The sequence below is a fragment of the Microbacterium sp. UFMG61 genome (assembly GCF_015354505.1).
Taxonomy (GTDB): domain Bacteria; phylum Actinomycetota; class Actinomycetes; order Actinomycetales; family Microbacteriaceae; genus Microbacterium.
This window is the reverse complement of record NZ_JACAFP010000014.1, coordinates 39,912-57,390: the sequence shown is the minus strand read 5'-3', so window position 1 is coordinate 57,390 and position 17,479 is coordinate 39,912. Positions and strand designations below refer to the sequence as shown.

Annotated in this window: 18 protein-coding genes and 1 tRNA gene; 3 read left to right on the top strand and 16 right to left on the bottom strand. The window is 68.5% G+C overall.

Annotated features, from left to right (window positions below; translation table 11 throughout):
- Nucleotides 1–12: 12 nt before the first annotated feature.
- Together IXW21_RS16135 and IXW21_RS16130 are read left to right on the top strand one after the other, a co-directional pair.
- Nucleotides 13–1,227 carry a DUF58 domain-containing protein gene (locus IXW21_RS16135; RefSeq protein WP_194765264.1) on the top strand — a complete coding sequence of 405 codons (1,215 nt, stop codon included), beginning with the start codon at nt 13–15 and terminating at the stop codon, nt 1,225–1,227.
- Nucleotides 1,214–3,469, top strand: coding sequence for a transglutaminaseTgpA domain-containing protein (locus tag IXW21_RS16130; RefSeq protein ID WP_194765263.1), 2,256 nt, complete (start codon nt 1,214–1,216; stop codon nt 3,467–3,469). Before IXW21_RS16135 ends, IXW21_RS16130 begins: the two co-directional genes overlap by 14 nt.
- 28 nt (nt 3,470–3,497) lie before the next feature.
- On the opposite strand, the gene IXW21_RS16125 is transcribed toward IXW21_RS16130, so the two are convergent.
- The 13 genes from IXW21_RS16125 to IXW21_RS16080 form a co-directional block, all read right to left on the bottom strand.
- A complete protein-coding gene (locus IXW21_RS16125) occupies nt 3,498–4,391 on the bottom strand; it encodes a rhodanese-related sulfurtransferase (RefSeq protein WP_194765262.1) in 894 nt (297 codons plus the stop codon).
- A gap of 49 nt (nt 4,392–4,440) precedes the next feature.
- Entirely contained in the window at nt 4,441–5,175 is a 735-nt protein-coding gene (locus IXW21_RS16120) for a hypothetical protein (protein WP_194765261.1), read from the bottom strand.
- Entirely contained in the window at nt 5,172–5,900 is a 729-nt protein-coding gene (locus IXW21_RS16115; protein WP_194765260.1) for an ABC transporter permease, read from the bottom strand. Before IXW21_RS16115 ends, IXW21_RS16120 begins: the two co-directional genes overlap by 4 nt.
- Nucleotides 5,897–6,613 (bottom strand): ATP-binding cassette domain-containing protein, encoded by a 717-nt coding sequence (locus IXW21_RS16110; RefSeq protein ID WP_194765259.1) that lies wholly within the window; start codon nt 6,611–6,613, stop codon nt 5,897–5,899. The genes IXW21_RS16115 and IXW21_RS16110 overlap by 4 nt, the downstream gene beginning before the upstream one ends.
- Before the next feature lie 13 nt (nt 6,614–6,626).
- Nucleotides 6,627–8,300 carry a daptide biosynthesis intramembrane metalloprotease gene (mpaP, locus tag IXW21_RS16105; RefSeq protein ID WP_194765258.1) on the bottom strand — a complete coding sequence of 558 codons (1,674 nt, stop codon included), beginning with the start codon at nt 8,298–8,300 and terminating at the stop codon, nt 6,627–6,629.
- Nucleotides 8,293–9,114, bottom strand: coding sequence for a daptide-type RiPP biosynthesis methyltransferase (mpaM, locus tag IXW21_RS16100; RefSeq protein ID WP_194765257.1), 822 nt, complete (start codon nt 9,112–9,114; stop codon nt 8,293–8,295). Before mpaM ends, mpaP begins: the two co-directional genes overlap by 8 nt.
- Before the next feature lie 63 nt (nt 9,115–9,177).
- Nucleotides 9,178–9,297 carry an MpaA3 family daptide-type RiPP gene (mpaA3, locus tag IXW21_RS18595; RefSeq protein WP_323742282.1) on the bottom strand — a complete coding sequence of 40 codons (120 nt, stop codon included), beginning with the start codon at nt 9,295–9,297 and terminating at the stop codon, nt 9,178–9,180.
- Nucleotides 9,298–9,334: 37 nt separating this feature from the next.
- Nucleotides 9,335–9,460, bottom strand: a complete 126-nt coding sequence (mpaA2, locus tag IXW21_RS18460) for an MpaA2 family daptide-type RiPP (protein ID WP_267238727.1) — start codon at nt 9,458–9,460, stop codon at nt 9,335–9,337.
- A 37-nt stretch (nt 9,461–9,497) separates the two neighbouring features.
- Nucleotides 9,498–9,632, bottom strand: a complete 135-nt coding sequence (mpaA1, locus tag IXW21_RS18455) for an MpaA1 family daptide-type RiPP (RefSeq protein ID WP_267238726.1) — start codon at nt 9,630–9,632, stop codon at nt 9,498–9,500.
- Nucleotide 9,633: 1 nt separating this feature from the next.
- The gene (mpaC, locus tag IXW21_RS16095; RefSeq protein WP_228528656.1) at nt 9,634–10,758 is read right to left on the bottom strand and encodes a daptide-type RiPP biosynthesis dehydogenase; all 1,125 of its coding nucleotides are present in this window, start codon (nt 10,756–10,758) and stop codon (nt 9,634–9,636) included.
- A gap of 59 nt (nt 10,759–10,817) precedes the next feature.
- Nucleotides 10,818–12,077: a daptide-type RiPP biosynthesis aminotransferase gene (gene mpaD, locus IXW21_RS16090; protein ID WP_194765255.1), complete on the bottom strand. Its 1,260-nt coding sequence runs from the start codon at nt 12,075–12,077 to the stop codon at nt 10,818–10,820.
- Nucleotides 12,074–13,120, bottom strand: coding sequence for a daptide biosynthesis RiPP recognition protein (gene mpaB / locus IXW21_RS16085; protein WP_194765254.1), 1,047 nt, complete (start codon nt 13,118–13,120; stop codon nt 12,074–12,076). The genes mpaD and mpaB overlap by 4 nt, the downstream gene beginning before the upstream one ends.
- 276 nt (nt 13,121–13,396) lie before the next feature.
- Nucleotides 13,397–14,257, bottom strand: coding sequence for an aminoglycoside phosphotransferase (locus tag IXW21_RS16080; RefSeq protein ID WP_194765253.1), 861 nt, complete (start codon nt 14,255–14,257; stop codon nt 13,397–13,399).
- Nucleotides 14,258–14,461: 204 nt separating this feature from the next.
- Here IXW21_RS16080 and IXW21_RS16075 point away from each other — a divergent pair.
- Nucleotides 14,462–14,549: transfer RNA gene (locus tag IXW21_RS16075), tRNA-Ser, on the top strand.
- 179 nt (nt 14,550–14,728) lie between these two features.
- On the opposite strand, the gene IXW21_RS16070 is transcribed toward IXW21_RS16075, so the two are convergent.
- Genes IXW21_RS16070 through IXW21_RS16060 form a run of 3 tightly spaced genes read right to left on the bottom strand, consistent with a single transcriptional unit; the run spans nt 14,729 to nt 17,389 of the window.
- On the bottom strand, nt 14,729–15,328 hold the full coding sequence (locus tag IXW21_RS16070; RefSeq protein WP_194765252.1) for a GNAT family N-acetyltransferase: 600 nt from the start codon (nt 15,326–15,328) through the stop codon (nt 14,729–14,731).
- A 30-nt stretch (nt 15,329–15,358) separates the two neighbouring features.
- Nucleotides 15,359–15,994, bottom strand: coding sequence for a phosphatase PAP2 family protein (locus IXW21_RS16065; RefSeq protein ID WP_228528655.1), 636 nt, complete (start codon nt 15,992–15,994; stop codon nt 15,359–15,361).
- Between the two features lie 30 nt (nt 15,995–16,024).
- Nucleotides 16,025–17,389 carry a multidrug effflux MFS transporter gene (locus IXW21_RS16060; RefSeq protein ID WP_194765251.1) on the bottom strand — a complete coding sequence of 455 codons (1,365 nt, stop codon included), beginning with the start codon at nt 17,387–17,389 and terminating at the stop codon, nt 16,025–16,027.
- Nucleotides 17,390–17,479: the final 90 nt, after the last annotated feature.

Genomic DNA, 17,479 nt, shown 5'->3' with positions numbered 1-17,479 from the left:
CCCTCCTCCCCCATGCGTCGCCGTCGGACTCTCACCCTCCGGGGCACGGGTGCGCTTCTCGCCGGACTCGGCTGCGTGATCGCCGCGAACCTGCTCGGTGCGGCCATCCTGCTGTACGTCGGCATCCTGCTGCTCGCGGTCACCGCCCTGTCGATCCTCGTCGTGGTGCTGCCTCGCCGGTCGGGCACCGTGACTCGCCAGGTCTCGACCGATCTGATCACCGTGTCCGAGACCTCTCGGGTCACGCTGCGATTCTCGCTGCGCGCTCTGCGGATGCCGCGCGGACTGTGGCGCGATGTGCTCCCCGACGCCGTCACCGGCGACGCCGCCGGCGAATACCCCTCCGAGACCGGACGGCTGAGCTATCTCATCACCGGCGTGAGACGAGGCGTCTGGCCGGTCGGCCCTCTCGTGCTGCGCACCGTGGATCCGTTCGGGCTGGCGCAGCGCGAACAGGAGTTCGGCGAGACGCGAACCGTGACCGTGGTGCCCGAGGTGTTCACGCTCGCGCCGCTGACGGTGCGGGTCGGTGCCGCCGGCGGCACCGCGCAGACGTCGTCGAGCAGGCTCGGTCAGGGCAGCGACAATCTGTCGCCGCGGCGATACATCTCGGGCGACTCGATGCGACGCATCCACTGGCGAGCGACCGCGCATCGCGGGCAGCTCATGGTGCGACAGGAAGAGGAGGAGTCGAGCCCCGACGCTCTCGTCGTGCTCGATCGCAGCGCCGCGCGATGGGCGGCGAGCGGCACCGAGGTCGACCCCGCTTTCGAGACCGCCGTGTCGCTGTGCGCCTCGGCCGCCGTGCACCTCATGCAGGAGGGCTACGGCGTCGACGTGATCGACAGCGCCGGGGTGCTGCTGGGCACTCTGCGCGGACATGAGGACGATCGTGACGGACTGCTCGTCGCGCTCGCCCTGGTGTCGCCGAGAGGCGACTCCCGCGATCTCGCCTCTCTGGTCGGCGGCACACCTCCCGGACCCCTCGTGTACATCACGGGCGAGATCGACGAGGAGGATGCCGCGCTGCTCCGACCGTTCGGGGCGGCGGCACCGATGCTCTTCGCGACCGCACCGAAGGACGGCGCGGAGACCGCCGCCACACAGCGGGGGTGGCGATTCGCCGCGCTGGGAGAGGACATCGCCGAGGCGTGGGAGGACGTTCTCCCCGAGCGGCAGACGATGTCGACGGCCGACCGGCGGGGGGACGCCGATGTTCAAGGCTGAGACCACCGCCCCGCGCCCGACTCCACCCGCCTGGCACCGCGAGCACGACCTGCCACCGAGCGTCATCGTGCCCTCGGTGCTCGCCGCGGCTGCCGCGCTCGTCGCGATGTGGCCGTACACCTCGGTGATCGCACCCGGAACGTGGTCGGCCACCGTGCTGCTGATGATCGTCGTCACGGCGCTGACGGGCATGATCGTGCGCACCGTCCTGCGTCGCCGTCGGGCGTGGCAGCGAGACCTCGCGACCATGGGTGTGCAGATCGTCGTGGCCTGTGGAGCCCTGACACTGCTCGTCGCGGGTGGCACCGCGCTGTTCGGCGTGATCCCGACCGAGAGGACCCTGATCGCCTTCCAGGGGCTCGCCGTCTCCGCCTGGGATGAGGTCGTGCACGGGGTCGCCCCTCTCGAGCCTTCACCGGGCCTCGCCGCCGTGATGGGCCTGGGTTTCGCGTTCGTCGCGATCGTGCTCGATGCCCTGGTCGCGCAGCGCGGTGCGGTCGTCGCGTCGTTGCTCACCGCCGCCGTCGGCGCGACGCCGATGATCGCCACGCTCGGCGACGCGAACGTCGTATGGTTCGTGGCGCTCGGACTGCTGGTGCTCCTGCTGCTCCGGTACACCGCCGTACAGAATCCCGAGAGCCCGCGGCGCACCTCGACCGCGCTGGCCGCCGGTGTCGGTGTCGCCGCCCTCGCGTCCACCGTCCTGATCGCCCCGGCCCTGCCGCTCGGCACGGGCATCGCCGGCACCGGCGTGGGCGTCAGCGTCGATGCGTCACTGCGCCTCGGTGACGACCTTCGTCAGCCGAACCCCGTCGAGGTGCTCACGCTGGCGACCACGGCAGAGACCGCGCCCTATCTGCGCCTCACCACGCTGTCGCAATTCGACGGACGCGTCTGGGAGCCCGACCGCGGCGACCTCCAGGCGCAGAGCGAGGGCTTCGGACCCGATGAGTGGAGTCCGGACATCGCGACGAAGGAGCAGAACACCTCCATCCGCGTCATCCGGATGTCGAGCTCGTGGCTGCCCGTGCCCTACCCCGCCACCAGCATCCAGGGAGTCCCCGCGGCCTGGCGCGTGAGCCCCGAGAACCGCACGCTGGCCTCCCGCACCGCGGATGCCGTGGGCAACGACTACACGGTGCGATCGACCCGCGTCATCCCGACGCTCGAGCAGATCAGGGCCATCCCCGCCGCCGAACCGGTCGTCGATCCCGACGTCGAGCCGGTCGAGCTGCCCGATGTGATCGCCGCCACAGCTCAGGAGGTGACAGCCGACGAGACGAACGACTACGACCGCCTGGTCGCCCTGCAGTCGTGGTTCCGCGGTCAGTTCAGCTACTCGCTCGAGACCCCCGTCGACGAGGGCTTCGACGGCACCGGCGCAGATGCGGTCGCACGCTTCCTCGAGGTGCGCTCGGGGTACTGCATCCACTTCGCCGGGGCGTTCGCGCTCATGTCCGAGAGCCTCGGCATGGACGTGCGCATCGTGGTCGGCTACCTGCCGGGCTCGCTCACCGACACGAGGCGTGGAGACGAGTCGGTGTACTCGGTCTCCAGCGATCAGCTGCACTCGTGGCCCGAGGTCCTCTTCCCCGGCGTCGGCTGGGTGCCCTTCGAGCCGACGGCCTCGCTGGGCGTGCCGACCGCCTTCGCAGCGGGCACGACGACCGGGGGCGGCAGCACCGGCACGACCGCCCCCGCTCCGACCAGTGCGCCGAGCACCGAGCAGACCACGGCCCCCGAGGTCGACCGCGGCGATGCGGGCGACAACGCCGGCACGACCGGCGAACTGCGGCAGCTCGACCCGACCCCGGTCGTGCTCGTCACACTCGGCATCCTCGTGCTGTTGTTCCTCCCCGCCGCGATCCGTCTCGCGACGGGAGCCGTGCGCCGTGGTCGGGCGCGGAGCGGTGATGCGGCGTCGGCGTGGGCCGAGCTGCGCGCGACCATGCTCGACCTCGGCGTCGCGCTCTCGGACGCCGAGAGTCCCCGCATGCGCGGCGATGACCTCGTGCGGGACAACGGAGTGGAGGTCGACGCGATGCGCACCCTGACGGATGCCGTCGAGCGTGCCAGCTACGCTCGCGCCGGGGCGGGGGATGCCATCGACCTGGACGCGCCGTTGAGCACCGTACTCCGCCAGCTCCGACACAGCGTCGACGTGCGGACGCGCGTTCTCGCGTTCGTCGTGCCTCGGTCGCTGTTCGTGACCCGGCGCTCCGACGGCGTGCTGGCCGCGTGAGCTGCAGAGGCGGGTGCGGACCTCGACCTCAGGCGGCCGCGTGTGCGTCGCAGGGCACCTGACCGCACGATTCGCACACCACGAACTGGGTGCGGCACGACAGGTCGGGGCAGTTCGCCGTGCGCTTGGTCGCGACACCGCATCCCGCGCACGTGCCGATGACCGCGGTGTGGTCGGAGAAGTCGACGGACCCGCGCTTGTCGAACACATAGAGCGAGCCGTCCCACAGGCCGTCGTCGCCGTAGGTCTCGCCGTAACGGACGATGCCGCCCTCAAGCTGGTACACCTCGCCGAAACCGCGGGAGGTCATGAGGCTCGAGAGCACCTCGCAGCGGATGCCGCCCGTGCAGTATGTGACCACGGGCTTGCCCTTGAGGTCGTCGTAGGCACCCGAGTCGAGCAGCTGCACGAAGTCGCGGGTGGTCTCGGTGTCGGGCACCACCGCGCCCCGGAAACGGCCGATCTCGGCCTCGAGCGCATTGCGCCCGTCGAAGAACACCACGTCGTCGCCACGCTCGTCGATGAGCTCATGCAGGGCCTCGGGGGTGAGTCTGGTTCCGCCCCCGACGACGCCGTTCTCGTCGACGCGCAGCTCGCCCGGAGCCCCGAACGACACGATCTCATCGCGCACCTTGACGCTGAGCTTGGGGAAGTCGAGGGTGCGACCGTCGGCATCGACCCCCGTTCCCTCGCTCCATTTGATGTCGGCGCCGGCGAACGGCGCGTACGAGCGGAAGGAGCGCGCCCACTTCTTGAGCGCGGGGAGGTCGCCACCGAGCGTGCCGTTCACGCCGTCCTTCGAGATGATCAGCCGGCCGCGCAGGCCGAGCGCCTCGCCGAGGTCGCGCTGCCACACCCGGATCGCATCGGGGTCGGCGAGCGGGGTGAAGACGTAGAAGAGGACGATCTTGGGGGTTGCCACCCCGCGATTTTACGCGGTCCGGCTGTCGGGCCTGGCCCCTCCGGTGCGACTACCGCACGTCCCTTCTCATGAACACGGCTCCGGCGGCGACGAGGATGGCCAGCAACCAGCCGACAGCCACCAGGGCGGCCGCGACACCGTCGAGGGTGTCTTCGGGCGCGACTCCGAGGGCCCCGAGGTCGAAGCGGAGAGCCTCGAGCATCGCGAGAAGAGGCAGGTACACGGCGCCGGCTTTCCAGACGACAGCGACCAGGATCGCGGACCCCATCGAGGCCGACACGAGGAAGAGGGCGACGAGGTGCGCCTGCACGATGATCCCGACGCCCACCCCCCATACCCCGGCGGCGGCGCCGAGTGCCAGCGAGGACCACACGGACCCCCACTCCACCGGGACGCCGCCCACCGCGACAGCCAGCCCGAGATGTCCGCCGAGCACTCCGGTGAGAGCGACGATCGCCCCGCCGAGTGCCGCTGCGGGCAGCCTCGCCACGAGCGTCGCCCACCGGGGCTGAAGCATCAGCCGTTGGGCGATGACACCATCTCGTCGATCGACGGTGTAGCGGAAGCAGCCGTACACCGACGCGAGAACCGCGCCGTACATCGCCGTCACGGCGCTGAACGGTGCGGCGAAGGCCTCCCGGTCGGCGGCGTCCGCCGTCGCGAACTCCGGAGGAATGCTCGTGACGAGCGACAGTGCCATCGCGATCGATGCCACGGATACCCAGCAGAGGACGATGTCGCCCGAGAAGCTTCGCGCCTGCGCTCGCAGCGCCCGGCCGATCACGTGCGCCTCCTGCGCTCCCGGAGCCAGGCGACGGCGATCAGCCCGGCCGTCCAGACGACTCCGATGCACAGAGCAGGGAGGACGTCGAGCAGAGCGCCCTGATGTCCCGGGATGCTCAGAGCGGCGAGGACCAGCCCCGGAGAGAACCTCGCCACCTCGGGTGCCGTCCGCAGCAGAGCGAGCTCCACCACCATGGGGAGCAGGAGGACGATCGCCGCCGTCAGATAATAGTTCCGAGTGATCCAGCCCACGGCTCCTCCGATGAACGCACCGAGGATCGCGCTCCCCATCGCTCCCGCATATCCTCTCCACGCTGCCGACGTGAGTTCGAGCGCCAGTCCGTCCTGGACGAGAAGGACCGAGACACCCGTCGTCCAGAGGGCGAAGATGGCGGCGGTCAGGGCGACTGCGACGATCGCTCCCCCGACGAGCTTTCCCGCGAACGTGCGCGGCGCCCCCACTGCGGTGAGCGTTCTGTCCATCGACGCGTAGTAGCACTCGCGGGTCACGCTGTAGGCCGCGACGAACGCGGCGGAGACGCCGGACCACGCGAGCGGCTCGAGCAGTCGAAGGGACGCCGCGGCGGAATCGAGGCCGTCGACGTCGAGACCTCTGCCGTCGGAGAACAGCACGAAAGCGGGCATCAGGAGCGCGACCAGGTACACCGGCAGGATCGAGCTTCCGCTCACAGCGCGCAGCAGCTCGCTGCGAATGGCGCCCCTCACGCGGCTGCTCCTTCGACGAGATCGAAGTACTTGCTCTCGAGCGAGTCGGCACCGCTCGAGATGAGGTCGTGCAACGGCCCGGCGAAGAGTGCGCGCCGTTTGATGACGACGACCTCATCGACCACCTGCTCCAGCTCGGCGAGCTGATGGCTGGCGATCAGGACCGTCCCCCCACGCTCCGCGTAGCCGCGGAGGAACCGTCGAAGCCAGCGGATGCCGTCCGGATCCAGACCGTTCGCGGGCTCGTCGAGGATGAGCGTCCGCGGAGAGCCGATCAGAGCCGCGGCCAACCCCAATCGCTGGGCCATTCCGGTCGAGAACGTCTTCACGCGACGACGAGCGTCTGCCGTCAGTCCGACCTCGTCCAGCACCTCCTCCGTTCGGCCCCGAGGCGCTCCGGCTGCGAGCCGGGAGATCTCCAGGTGGCGCCTGGCCGTGATGCCGCCCTCGAAACCGAACCCGTCCATATGGACGCCGACGTGCGTTGCGGGGTTGTCGAGTGCGGAGAAGGGCGCGCCGTCGACGAGACAGTCACCGCTCGTCGGCCCGAGCAACCCGACGATCGCTCGCAGAGTCGTCGATTTGCCCGCCCCGTTCGGCCCCAGAAGTCCGACGATCGCACCGTACGGCACGGCGAACGACAGGTCTTCGACGGCGACCCGACTCCCGTACCTCTTCGTGAGTCCTCTGACCTCGATCGCATTGTCGTTCATCTTCGTTCCTTTCCTACTTCTCGTCTCGAAGGCTCGACAGTGGCGAGAGCACTGCACTCGCCCAGATCGTCTGCCACAGGTTTCTCGCACCGAGCGCGACTCGCGCCTGTCCCGTCGTCGGCAGATCGTCGGTCTCATCCGAGATGTCCACGGCGGCGACGATCACAGCCGGAATCCGGGCGCCGTCGGCGTCGACGGGAAGGATCGCGTCCAGCGGAACCGTCGTCGACTCCGATCGCCGCGGCCGGACGATTCCCTCGCCGACCGGCATGTTCGCGAGGATCCCGTTGGTCATCAGCACGACGTGCGCGCCGTCCGGCACCGTCGTCCCGATGGTCTCGCCGGCCTGCACGAGGATGACGCCGCCGCCGCGCGACGTGAATCCGAACGTCGCCGACACGGGAATGGAGATCGCCCCTCCTGCGATCGCGATGACCGAGGCCAGCGCGATGCACACGGATGTGAAGCGGATCCTGGAGACGCCCGCACGGAGCACGCGGTGCAGTGCTCGGGCGACCACGACGGATCCGACCAGGAACACCGTGACCTCCAGACCCACCACGAGAAGGCCGAGCAGCGGTCCTCCCCCGGCGAGCGCGCGAGCGATGCGATCGACCGCGAACAGCACCAGGACTGCCGGGGTGATCAGGCTCGCGAGCCCGAACGGCACACTCCACCACGTGTTCACGCTTTTGCTCGTCCGCTGCCCCCCGAAAAGAAGGCGCGTCAGAAGATCCGCGCCGTCACGAACGCTTCGTGCCCGGAGATTTGGTTCGTCCAGAGCACTCATGAGGGCGATGTACCCGTCGAACCGCACGAAAGGGACCAGGTTGACGAGCACGATTCCGGTGCACGAGAGGGCGAGCAGCAGCAGGGTCTGATGGGCCACCGGCTGACGGACCATGAGTGCGGCGGTCACGGCGATCGCTCCGGTGACCGCATGCACCGCGGGTCCGGCCAGCGCGATCGCGACGCGTTGACGTCGGTCGGAGAGCCGCCAGCCGTCGGTCACGTCGACGAAGAAGGCAGGGGTGAGGTAGAAGAGCATGACCCCCGCCCGGCGAGGTCTCCCACCGAACCTCGTGAGCGTGACTCCGTGTGCGCTCTCGTGGAGCAGCGTCAGGAAAGAGAGGACGATGACGAGACACACCAGTCCGGCGATCGGAGCCGGGGTGGCGAGGACCTCGAGGAGCTCACCCGCCTGAAGTGCGGCCGCCGCGACTCCCAGGACGAGCAGGACCGCAACCGGGATCAGAACCGCTCGGCCCGAGAGCGGACCGATCATGCGGTCGACACCGCCGAAGATGGTCGGCGCGCGGAGCGTTGCGATCTGCAGGGTGAAGGGGGGCCGATAGACCACACGACCGGGCATCGTGTGCGCGCCCCCTTCGAGAAGCCCGCAGGCGCGAGAACGGTGGACCAGTGACACGAAGCTCTCGAAAGACTCGGACGCGGCGAACCTCCCGTGCAGATCGCCGAGAGCCGACTCGCCATCCATCGCCCGCAGCAGCTCCACGACGGTGAGGGACACCCTCGATGTCGGCACCCCATGACGCAGCGCGATCCAGACCGCGTCATCCGTCGCCCGCTCGAAGACGACACCCGTCGCGAGCCGCGGTCGAGCATCGGCGGTGAGAGGAGCCGTATCGCGCGGCCGTCGTGGACGATGGCCCCTCTTCTCAGTCATGATCGTCCTCGTGGTTCGACCCCGGCGCTCGTGACGTGGTGAGGAGCAGGATGTCCTCTCCGCGCGACGCACGGACGGCGGATACGACAGGGGCGGCGAAACCTGCGTCGATGAGCTCCTTCGAGAGAAGCTCATCGCTGAGCAACCGCAGCCGACTCGTGAAGACGGTCACCTCTCGACCGTCGCCGATGTCCGAGGCGCGAGCCCAATTGACCACGCGTGCTGCGCCGGCCGCATCGATCTGCTGGGAGAAGAGGTATACCTCCTCGCCGTCGGGTCCGGGCACGCGTATCTCGTGATCTCCGGACATCGCGATCTCCTCCGCCGAGGCGCCGCCCGCCACTGTGAGGGCGAACACACCGTGCTGAGCGAGGTGGCGGCGCACGTTCTCGTACAGAAGAGCTCTGCCCGCCCGGTCGAGCAGTGTGATGGACGTGGCACCGAGGATCACCAGCGCGAAACGCTGGGCCAGCGAGAAGTCGCGCATGTCCGCCACGACGCAATGCAGCAGGGAGCGGTCCGGAGCTGCGCGGCGAAGGTGGGCGAGCATATCGTCGGAGAGATCGATCGCGGTCACCCGATTCCCCGATCTCAGCAGGGGGATCGTCAATCTCCCGCTGCCTGCAGCGATGTCGAGGATCGGCCCGCGCGCGCGTCGCGCGAGCGCCAGCATCTCCCGCACTTCGGCGCGGTCGTTCCCGACCAGGCGCTCGTAGAAGCCAGAGCCTGCCCCCGAGTACAGGTCCTGTTCTCTCGGAACAGCACCCGCCTCCCTCAGCTTCGCCTCCATGGCAGGGGTCAACAGATTCGACATCCGCATAACGCCTTTCTTGAGAGATCCAGGTGCGGACGTGCTGTGCACGCCCGCACCCTGCGGTCAGGTCGCGATCGCCGCAGCGCCGGCGATGATGGCGATGATGTAGGTCGCGTGCTCCCACCATTCGAGTGGGGCATCAATCTGGTCGAGTTCCAGGAACTCGAGTGACTCTGTCTGCATTTCTCACCTCCTCAGTGGGATCGAGCCGACGTGATCTCTAGGTGAGTGCGATGATTCCGATGATCACGCCCAGCGCGAATCCGCGCGTGAAATCGAGTCCGTCATCCGGTGCTTCCATCGCCTCGAGTTCCGTGAACTCGAGAGTCGGTGTCGCAGTCTGCATGCTCTCCTCCGTTCTTTTCTTCCATCAGAGAATGTGGTCAGGTGGCTGCTGCTGCGCCGATGCCGATGAGCGCCAGCGCGGCTCCTATGCCTTTGTAGAAGCTCTCCCAGCTGGGAGCATCCATCGCATCCAGTTCCTGGAACTCGATTCGCCCGGTTTGTGTGGTCTCCATGTCAATCACCCCCTCTGTGCAGATCGACTGAAGTCGGCGTTCGATGCCGACGCGTGGGGCTCCAGAGAGAATCTCGGAGCAGTTCGCTGAAGTCGTCCGCTCCGAGACCCGGGAGCATGGGGAGGCGGTCGCCCCAGCATCTTTCGATGGCGACCGCGATGAGGCCCACCTCACCGCCGGTCGGTCTCGGCGGCAGGGCGAGGCCCCATCGTCGGACAACCGCGGAGATTCCCGATGACGGATCGAGCGGCAGACCCGTTCCCTCCGCGATCCGAGCCCAGAACCGCTCGAGGTTGCCGCGATCGCCCCATCGCGGATCTCCCGAGCAGATGCGTCCCCAGACGGCGGCGATGACCGCAGCCGTGGCCACCATCTTCCGCACACCCAGCGCGAAGGCGACTTCGTTCGCGATGTACCAGTGCCGGGCACTGTACGGGTGATTCCCCCGCAGCGCCCCACTGCGCTGAGTCGCCGCACTGAGTCGAGCGATGCGCAGCCGCACCGACGCGGATCGTGAGTCGGTGGTGCCCGCGTCGAGGAGCGCTCTCCCGAGAGCGACCGCATCGTTCCTCGACCGATCACTCTGCGCCGAGCTCGTCGACGCTCCCGCCAGACGGAGAAAAGCCTCCATCGTTCCTTCCCTGACGGCGGAGCGGCTGAGGGTCATCAGATTGCAGGGGTCGATGATGGCGTGGCGCGGCCGCAGGGAGCGACCGACGACCAACCGGAAGCCGGTCTCGTTTTTGAGGATTCCGACGCTGTTCGTCTCCGATGAGGTGCCGAGCGTCGTCGGGACCGCCACCAGTTCGACGGGCAGGGGAACGTCGGGAAGAAAAGTCAGGGCAGACCGCGCGGCACGCTCGACGGCGAAATCGAACACGCGTTCGCGAGCGAGCGCCAGTGCCGACAGCTTGCTGGCGTCGAGGACTGTCCCTCCCCCGACGGCGACGATCACCTCGGGCTTGTGATGAACTACCTCCCGAGCTGTCTTCATGACCGTCTCGACGTTCGCCGTTCGCGCGTCGATCTCGATCACTCGCCTCGAGGCTCCGACGGGCACGTACGAGGAGACCGACGAGTCTGCGATCACGAGCGCCTCACGCCCGGAGCTGAGGTGCGTGATCATCTGCGATGTGATGCCCCGCCCGTGCCAGAGTGTCGGGACTCGTCCTGTGAATCGCGCGGTCACGATGTCATCTCGCGTGTCTGACTCAGGCCCTCGCGCACGGCCGAGTCCACGCGCAGGAGCTCATCGGCATCGAAGCCGTACGCAGGAATCAGCTGGATCGCGCTGGGTCCCGGATGCACCAGCACGCCGTTCTGCGCGATGATCGAGACGATTCGCAGCACCTCAGCACCCGAGAGCGTGTCGCCCTCGGCATCGCGGATGCCCAGTCCGACGAAGCACCCGCGCCCCGTGACCTCCGAGACGAGACCATCCGACGCGAGACGCGACGCCAGGCTCGACAGGTCGGCAGCGAGCTCGCGCGTCACCGTCTCCGCATCGATACGGCGCAGTTCGTCGGCCACGGCGACGATCGCCGCCGTGCACGCCGGCGTTCCCGCCTGCGTCTCCCCATGGACGAAGGTCCATCCCCCGCCCACGAATGCCGTGGCTACGCGGGGCCCCACGAGCAGCGCGGCAGCACCCATCGCGCCGTTGGTCAGGGCCTTCGAAAGGATGAGAGCGTCGGGCGCCGCAGCCCAGGTGTCCGTGGCGAACATCCTTCCCGTACGGCTGAACCCCGTCGCGACTTCGTCGGCGACGATGAGGAAGCCGTACTTCTCGCGGAGAGCGAGGAGGCGAGAGACGAAGGCATCCGACAGCGCATGCGCGCCGCTGCCGAGAACGGGCTCCACCACGACCGACGCCACTCTGTCGCCCTCTCGCTTCATCAGCGCGTCCAGCTCCTCGCCGTCGTCGCTGTGAGAGACGTGGCGAACCGACCGACGGTCGACGGAGTAGACGGACTGGAGGAGTTCGTCCCCGCTCAGCGCATGGCTGCCGTACATCGTTCCGTGATAGCTGCCCGTCAGACCGACGACGAGCGACCGGGAGGTCCGACCCCTCTGCCACCAGTACTGCCTGGCGAGCTTCATCGCGGCGTCATTCGCCGCACCTCCCGACGTGGAGAAGATGACGCGGCTGTAGCTGAGCGGATTCGCCAGCGCCACGAGTGCTTCCGCCGCCTCCTCGGCGTATCGATGGGGCGTTCGGAACAGCGAGAGATACGACGCATCCCGCGTCGCCTTGTCGACGGCCTCGACGACCGCCGGATTGCCGAACCCCAGAGGGACGTTCCACAGTCCGCTCGTGGCGCAGAGACGCGTGGATCCGTCGGCGAACTCGACAGTGTTCCCGATTGCGCCCACGGCGACGAGATCACGAGTGAACGTGGCGTCTGCAGGAAGCATCGAGGGCCACAGCGCGTGGGGAATGGTCATCGCGCAGTTCCCGTCGTCCATGACGCGGCGACGCTTCGCGAGCCCGGATGAACGCCGAGTTTGGCGACGGCGTCGCCGCACAGCCGGGTGGCGTGACTGACCTCGAGATCGCATCGCCGCGCGACCCGCTCACCGGCGATCTCCACTGCGCTCGACGTCTGCGTGGCAGCGACCACGACGGCGGTGACGGGAGAGAGCAACTGGCGGCGCAGTGTGATGGTGCTCGCCAGAACGATGCCGTCGGGCATCTCGATCAGGAACGGATCGTCGGCCAGCGGCTCGGCGTCCGCGCGGTCGTCCTCGAGGAGGGCCCATCCGAAGCCGGAGATCCTGGCAGCACCGTTGGTTAGCCGGAGCATCTTCATGAGATCCGTCGCGTTGAGGTATCTTCCCATCCACGGTCGGTGGGTGTAGCCATCGACGGACATCGCCTGACGGACTGTGCCCGCCAGTTCCATGCGTCGGGGACGAGGAGAGGCGAGCATGATGCCCGGGTCGTCGACGTGGCCGATGTCCTCGCCCTGAATTCCGATGCTGACGCGGCCGTGCGCACCGATCCTGAACGCGGTCGGGCTCGCGACCCCGAGCGGATCTGCGAGAGCGCCGCGGTTCGCGAGGAGCACTCTCGGATCGAGCAACGCCGTCGGGAAGACTCCGGTTCGACGAGCCGCCTCGGCGTCATCGACGAAGGCGCGCCAGCCCGGAGCATCGCCGATGCACACCGCCGTGGGTCCGACTATCTGGATGAACTCCGCGGCGACGTAGTCCTGGAGTTCGACGCTGAGATCGTCGAGGAAGAGCTCGTCGCCGATCTCGCTCAGCGCCCCACTGCACCGCACGGCACTCGCAGGCCCTCGATACGGTTCGCCGCCTGCCGGAAGCAGGAGCAGGTCATCGGCATCGAGCCGCGCGTGGAGGCCGTCGATCCGGGCGCCCGCCTCGACGAAGAACGTCCGCGAGAACTGCTGCGGCTCTCCGCTGATCCATTCTCGGATCGCTCGAGCATCGCGAAGTTCGGTCTCTGCCGTCGATCCGGTCTGCATGTCTTCCCCCAAGATGACCTGATGCGCCACGACGAGGATTCGTCGTCATATGACGCTATAAAAAAGTCGAAGAGCATGCAATATGTTTCATATGCGATGAATCGGATCAGCGCACGACCGCGCACGCGCCCGACTCATCCTGAGTTCAGCCCCGTCGGCCGAATGCCGCAGGGTCAAGCCGAGCCCGCAGGGCCAGGCTGCAAGCCGCAGTGTCAGGCCGCCAGGGTCAGGCCGTCAGCCGCCGGCCGCCGGGTCAGCGCTCCCGCATCATGGTCGTCAGGTCAGGCGCAGAAGCCCCGTCGATCGCGGTCCCAGCAGGAGATCGACATGGCGGTGGATGAGCGGCACGAGCGCGCCGTGCTCTCCTCCGTCGGCTCGGGTCAGGAGCTTCGTCATCACATAGAGCTGCGAGGTCACGCCGTCGTCGGTCTCGAGGTCATCGCGGAACCGCCGCATGATCTCATCGGCGGTCCGAGGTGAGGCGAGCGAGTGACCGAGGAGGAAGGCGGCATCGTATCCGCGCGGCGCGAGCCCCCACGTCTCCCAGTCGGCGATCGCGAACGGATCGCGACGGAGATTGCCCCAGTGCAGCTCGCCGTGTGCCGGCCGCCACGTGACGGGGTCGACGCGCACGTCGACACCGAAGAACACTGCGACACGGCGCCTGATGACACCGGGGTCGAGGAGGCGCCGATCTGTATGTGCATCGAAGAGATGCTGCAGGTTGGTCTGCAGGCTGCGCCACCACGGATCGTCCACCGTCGGCGGACGGTCGATCACGGGTCGCGCCGCGCACGCCCTGCCCGGCAGCACGCTCAGCAGCTCGGCCCGGTACACGACGGGGCCGTCCTCCCACCCGCGCACGTCGAGCAGTCTCGGCACCGCCACCCCGGTGAGACGCGCGGCATCCTGGTTGCCCGTCCACCACGGGCCGTGCGCCCACTCCCGGCGCGCACGAACCACCCTCAGCCAGCGGTACACACCTTCCCGTTGCACCACCGAGCTGATGGAACGCTCACGGCGCCCGATCTGCACACGCCCCACCGCGTCGAGCCCGAGCTCCGACAGGGCGCGCTCGTGAGCTGTCCGCAGATCAGTACGCAGCGTCATCCGCTGCTCGGCAGTCGTCATGCGCATGCAAGCCCCCCAGCCGCATCCGACGCCGCTCTCGGAGTCGAGAGCACTCGGAGCCATGCCATATGGCCGCCAAACGTCGTCACTCGACGATAGGAAAGGTCGAAGTCCGACTCAAGGCATCCTGGAATCGCATACCGGTGCGACGGCATCCGGCGTGGTCACGGGCATCGAGCCCGATCGGATAGACTGTTCAGGTTGTTCCTTGGTGACGTGTCCGAGCGGCCGAAGGAGCACGCTTGGAAAGCGTGTGTTGTGCAAGCAACCGCGGGTTCGAATCCCGCCGTCACCGCCACAAGCCAGAGGGTCTCCGCGTCAGCGGGGGCCCTCTGGCTTTTCCATCGAGCACCGGGGTTCCGCCGTCACCGCGTCAGGCTGACTTCTCCGTGTCGGGCGGCCGCTGAGCACGCATCCATCCGCCCATCAGGGAGACCCCCGCCCATCGCCGCGCCCTCACCCGCGGCGGGCAGCGACTCAACTGAATCGCACCCCGTACTGCTGCCCGCCCGGCTCGGCCGGCAGGGGCGCCATACCGAGACGCTCGTAGAACGCCGCGGCCCCCGTGTTGTTCGGGTCCATGCCGAGGTGCAGCGCCGGAACACCCCGTCGCGTGAGCTCGGCGAACAGCGTCTCGATCAGCGCGCGTCCGAGTCCCTGCCCCTGCGTCTCGGGCAGCAGGTCGATGTGCAGGTGCGCGGGGTACTCGGCCGCGTGCGGGTTCCTGCCCGGGGCCTGGCTGTAGCCGTGCTCGATCATCCGCTCCTCGCGGGTCGTCGCCTCGGCCGGTCGCGGATACCGCTCCTGCAGCGTCGGCCACCACTCGTCGCGGAACCAGGTGGCGAACGCCTCGGTGTCGTCGGTCGCCACGATGTAGCCGATCACCCGCTCATCGTCGGTCTCGACCACCCAGGCGAGGTCGGGGTGCCTCTCGACGTAGGGCACCGCGAACAGGTCGCCCCAGAGCGAGTCGTCCGAGAGGATCCCGGTCGCGTCGGCGCCGGCATCCGCGGTCCGGGTGCAGATCTCGTACATGGCGGCACGGTCGGACGGACGATACGGACGGATGCGGGACACGACGACTCCTCGATGAGATGGGGTGTGCCGTCAGCCTATCGGCGCAGCGCCCGGCTCTCGGCGCGACGAGGTGCGCACCCAGGGCAGCAGCCATGCCGCGAGCACGAGCACCACTCCCGCTCCGACCAGCGCTCCGCCGATCGTGTCGGTCGCCCAGTGCACCGAGAGGAGGGTGCGCGAGATCGCCATCGCCACGATCCACAGGATGCCGAGGATCGCCGTCCACACCTTCGGGAAGACGAGCCACAGCACCACCGCGATCGTGGCGGCGTTCGCCACATGCCCCGACGGGAATGAACCGAAATCGCTGAGCACGATCATGTCCTCCGGGCGGGCGCGGCCGAAGAGATGCTTGAGAAGCTGCACCGCACCGGCACTGGCGAGGAACGCGGCCGCAGCGAACACCGCGGCCTGCCAGCGCCGCACGATCAGCAGCGCGATGATCACGAGCAGCGGCACCACGAGGATCGCCACCAGCCCGCCGCCGATGTCGTTGAGGATCAGCGCGGCCGTCAGCATCCAGTCGGCGCGATGCGCGGCGATAGTGACGTTCCACCAGCTGTCGAACCCGGGAGGTTCCGTGTAGCCGAACACGATCATCGCTCCGAGGAGCGTCGCCGCGACCAGCATCCCGATACCCCACCACAGCAGCGCGCGTCGTCTCATCGCTCCATTCTGCCGGTCGGATGCTGAGAATCAGGGAGTGAGCATGCCGACCGTGCGCGGACGCACGATCAGCCACAGCGACAGCACCCCGATGGCCGCACAGCCGACCATGACCGAAGCCATGGTCGTGGCCGTGATGCCGGCCCCCTGCGAGACCCAGCCGACGATCGGCGAGATGAGCCCGGCGACGCCGAAGTTCGTCGCTCCGATGACCGACGCGGCGGTTCCCGCTGCCTTTCCGTGTCGATCGAGCGCGAGCACCTGCACGTTCGGGAAGGTGAAGCCGCACGCCGTCATGAAGAAGAACAGCGGCACGACGGTGCCCCACAGCCCGAGGCCGAGCTGGTCGGTCACGATGATCGCCGTGCCCGCGATCAGCAGCGCGGCCGTCGAGTACGCCATGACCCACTGCGGGCCGAAGCGCGCCGCGAGCCGCGACGCCGTCTGCACACCGAGCACGACACCGAGCGAGTTCACCGCGAACAGGATGCCGTACTGCTGCGCGTCGAGACCGTGCGTCTGCTGGAACAGGAAGGGCGACGCCGACAGGTACGAGAACAGACCCGAGAAGGTCATGCCGCCGATGATCAGCACACCGATGAAGACGCGGTCGGAGAACACCGAGCGATAGCGCTGCATCACCGTCGCGCCGCCCTTCTCCTGGCGGCGCGCGGCGGGCAGCGTCTCGGGGATGAAGATCAGCGTCGAGACGAGCATGACCACGCCGTAGAGGGCGAGCACGATGAAGATCCCCTGCCAGGGCATGAGCGTGAGCAGCCACGAGCCGATGAGCGGCGCGGCCACGGGCGCGACACCCGACACGAGAGCGAGTCGGGAGAGCATCACGACCAGGCGTCGTCCGCCGAACAGGTCGCGGACGATGGCCATGGCGACCACACCGCCGGCCGCTGCACCGATGCCCATGAGCACACGGGCGCCGCTCAACAGAGGCAGCGTCGGCGCGAAGGCGGCAGCCGCGCTTGCGAGCACGTGCAGCGCCGTCACCGCGATCAGGGGAAGGCGTCGGCCGACCTTGTCGCTGAGCGGCCCCACGATGAGCTGGCCGAGCGCGAAGCCGATCATGGTGCCGGTGAGCGTCAGCTGGATAGCGGCGGCCGTGGTGTCGAAGTCGCGCTCGAGCACGGGGAACGCCGGCAGGTACAGGTCGATCGTGAACGGGCCGAGAGCGGTGAGCGCCCCGAGCAGCACGATGTACAGCGCGCGGCGTCCGTTCGAGATCGAGTCGCCGGGGTGCAGCATGATCGGCGCCGTCGCGGGGTTCGCACCGAGGGTGCGGATCGCGCCCGTGGACGACGGGATGCGGATGCTGCCGGTCGCCGTCCGTTCAGTGGCGGGAACGATGGGGAGGGAGTCGGTGCGGGGCGCGTCAGACACAGGTACTTCCGAGATCAGGGGGGGATTCAGCTCGAATCGATTCGAACCGGCGAAGTGTCCATGCTATCGCCCTCCTCGACGCCCGAGCGC

What these genes read in the sequence shown, in the direction of transcription:
- IXW21_RS16135 (WP_194765264.1), top strand. Translation starts at nt 13, where the DNA reads ATGCGTCGCCGTCGGACTCTCACCCTCCGGGGCACGGGTGCGCTTCTC.
- IXW21_RS16130 (WP_194765263.1), top strand. Translation starts at nt 1,214, where the DNA reads ATGTTCAAGGCTGAGACCACCGCCCCGCGCCCGACTCCACCCGCCTGG.
- IXW21_RS16110 (WP_194765259.1), bottom strand. Translation starts at nt 6,613, where the DNA reads ATGAACGACAATGCGATCGAGGTCAGAGGACTCACGAAGAGGTACGGG.
- mpaP (WP_194765258.1), bottom strand. Translation starts at nt 8,300, where the DNA reads ATGACTGAGAAGAGGGGCCATCGTCCACGACGGCCGCGCGATACGGCT.
- mpaM (WP_194765257.1), bottom strand. Translation starts at nt 9,114, where the DNA reads ATGTCGAATCTGTTGACCCCTGCCATGGAGGCGAAGCTGAGGGAGGCG.
- mpaA3 (WP_323742282.1), bottom strand. Translation starts at nt 9,297, where the DNA reads ATGCAGACAGAGTCACTCGAGTTCCTGGAACTCGACCAGATTGATGCC.
- mpaA2 (WP_267238727.1), bottom strand. Translation starts at nt 9,460, where the DNA reads ATGCAGACTGCGACACCGACTCTCGAGTTCACGGAACTCGAGGCGATG.
- mpaA1 (WP_267238726.1), bottom strand. Translation starts at nt 9,632, where the DNA reads ATGGAGACCACACAAACCGGGCGAATCGAGTTCCAGGAACTGGATGCG.
- mpaC (WP_228528656.1), bottom strand. Translation starts at nt 10,758, where the DNA reads ATGATCACGCACCTCAGCTCCGGGCGTGAGGCGCTCGTGATCGCAGAC.
- mpaD (WP_194765255.1), bottom strand. Translation starts at nt 12,077, where the DNA reads ATGACCATTCCCCACGCGCTGTGGCCCTCGATGCTTCCTGCAGACGCC.
- mpaB (WP_194765254.1), bottom strand. Translation starts at nt 13,120, where the DNA reads ATGCAGACCGGATCGACGGCAGAGACCGAACTTCGCGATGCTCGAGCG.
- IXW21_RS16080 (WP_194765253.1), bottom strand. Translation starts at nt 14,257, where the DNA reads ATGCGCATGACGACTGCCGAGCAGCGGATGACGCTGCGTACTGATCTG.
- IXW21_RS16065 (WP_228528655.1), bottom strand. Translation starts at nt 15,994, where the DNA reads ATGAGACGACGCGCGCTGCTGTGGTGGGGTATCGGGATGCTGGTCGCG.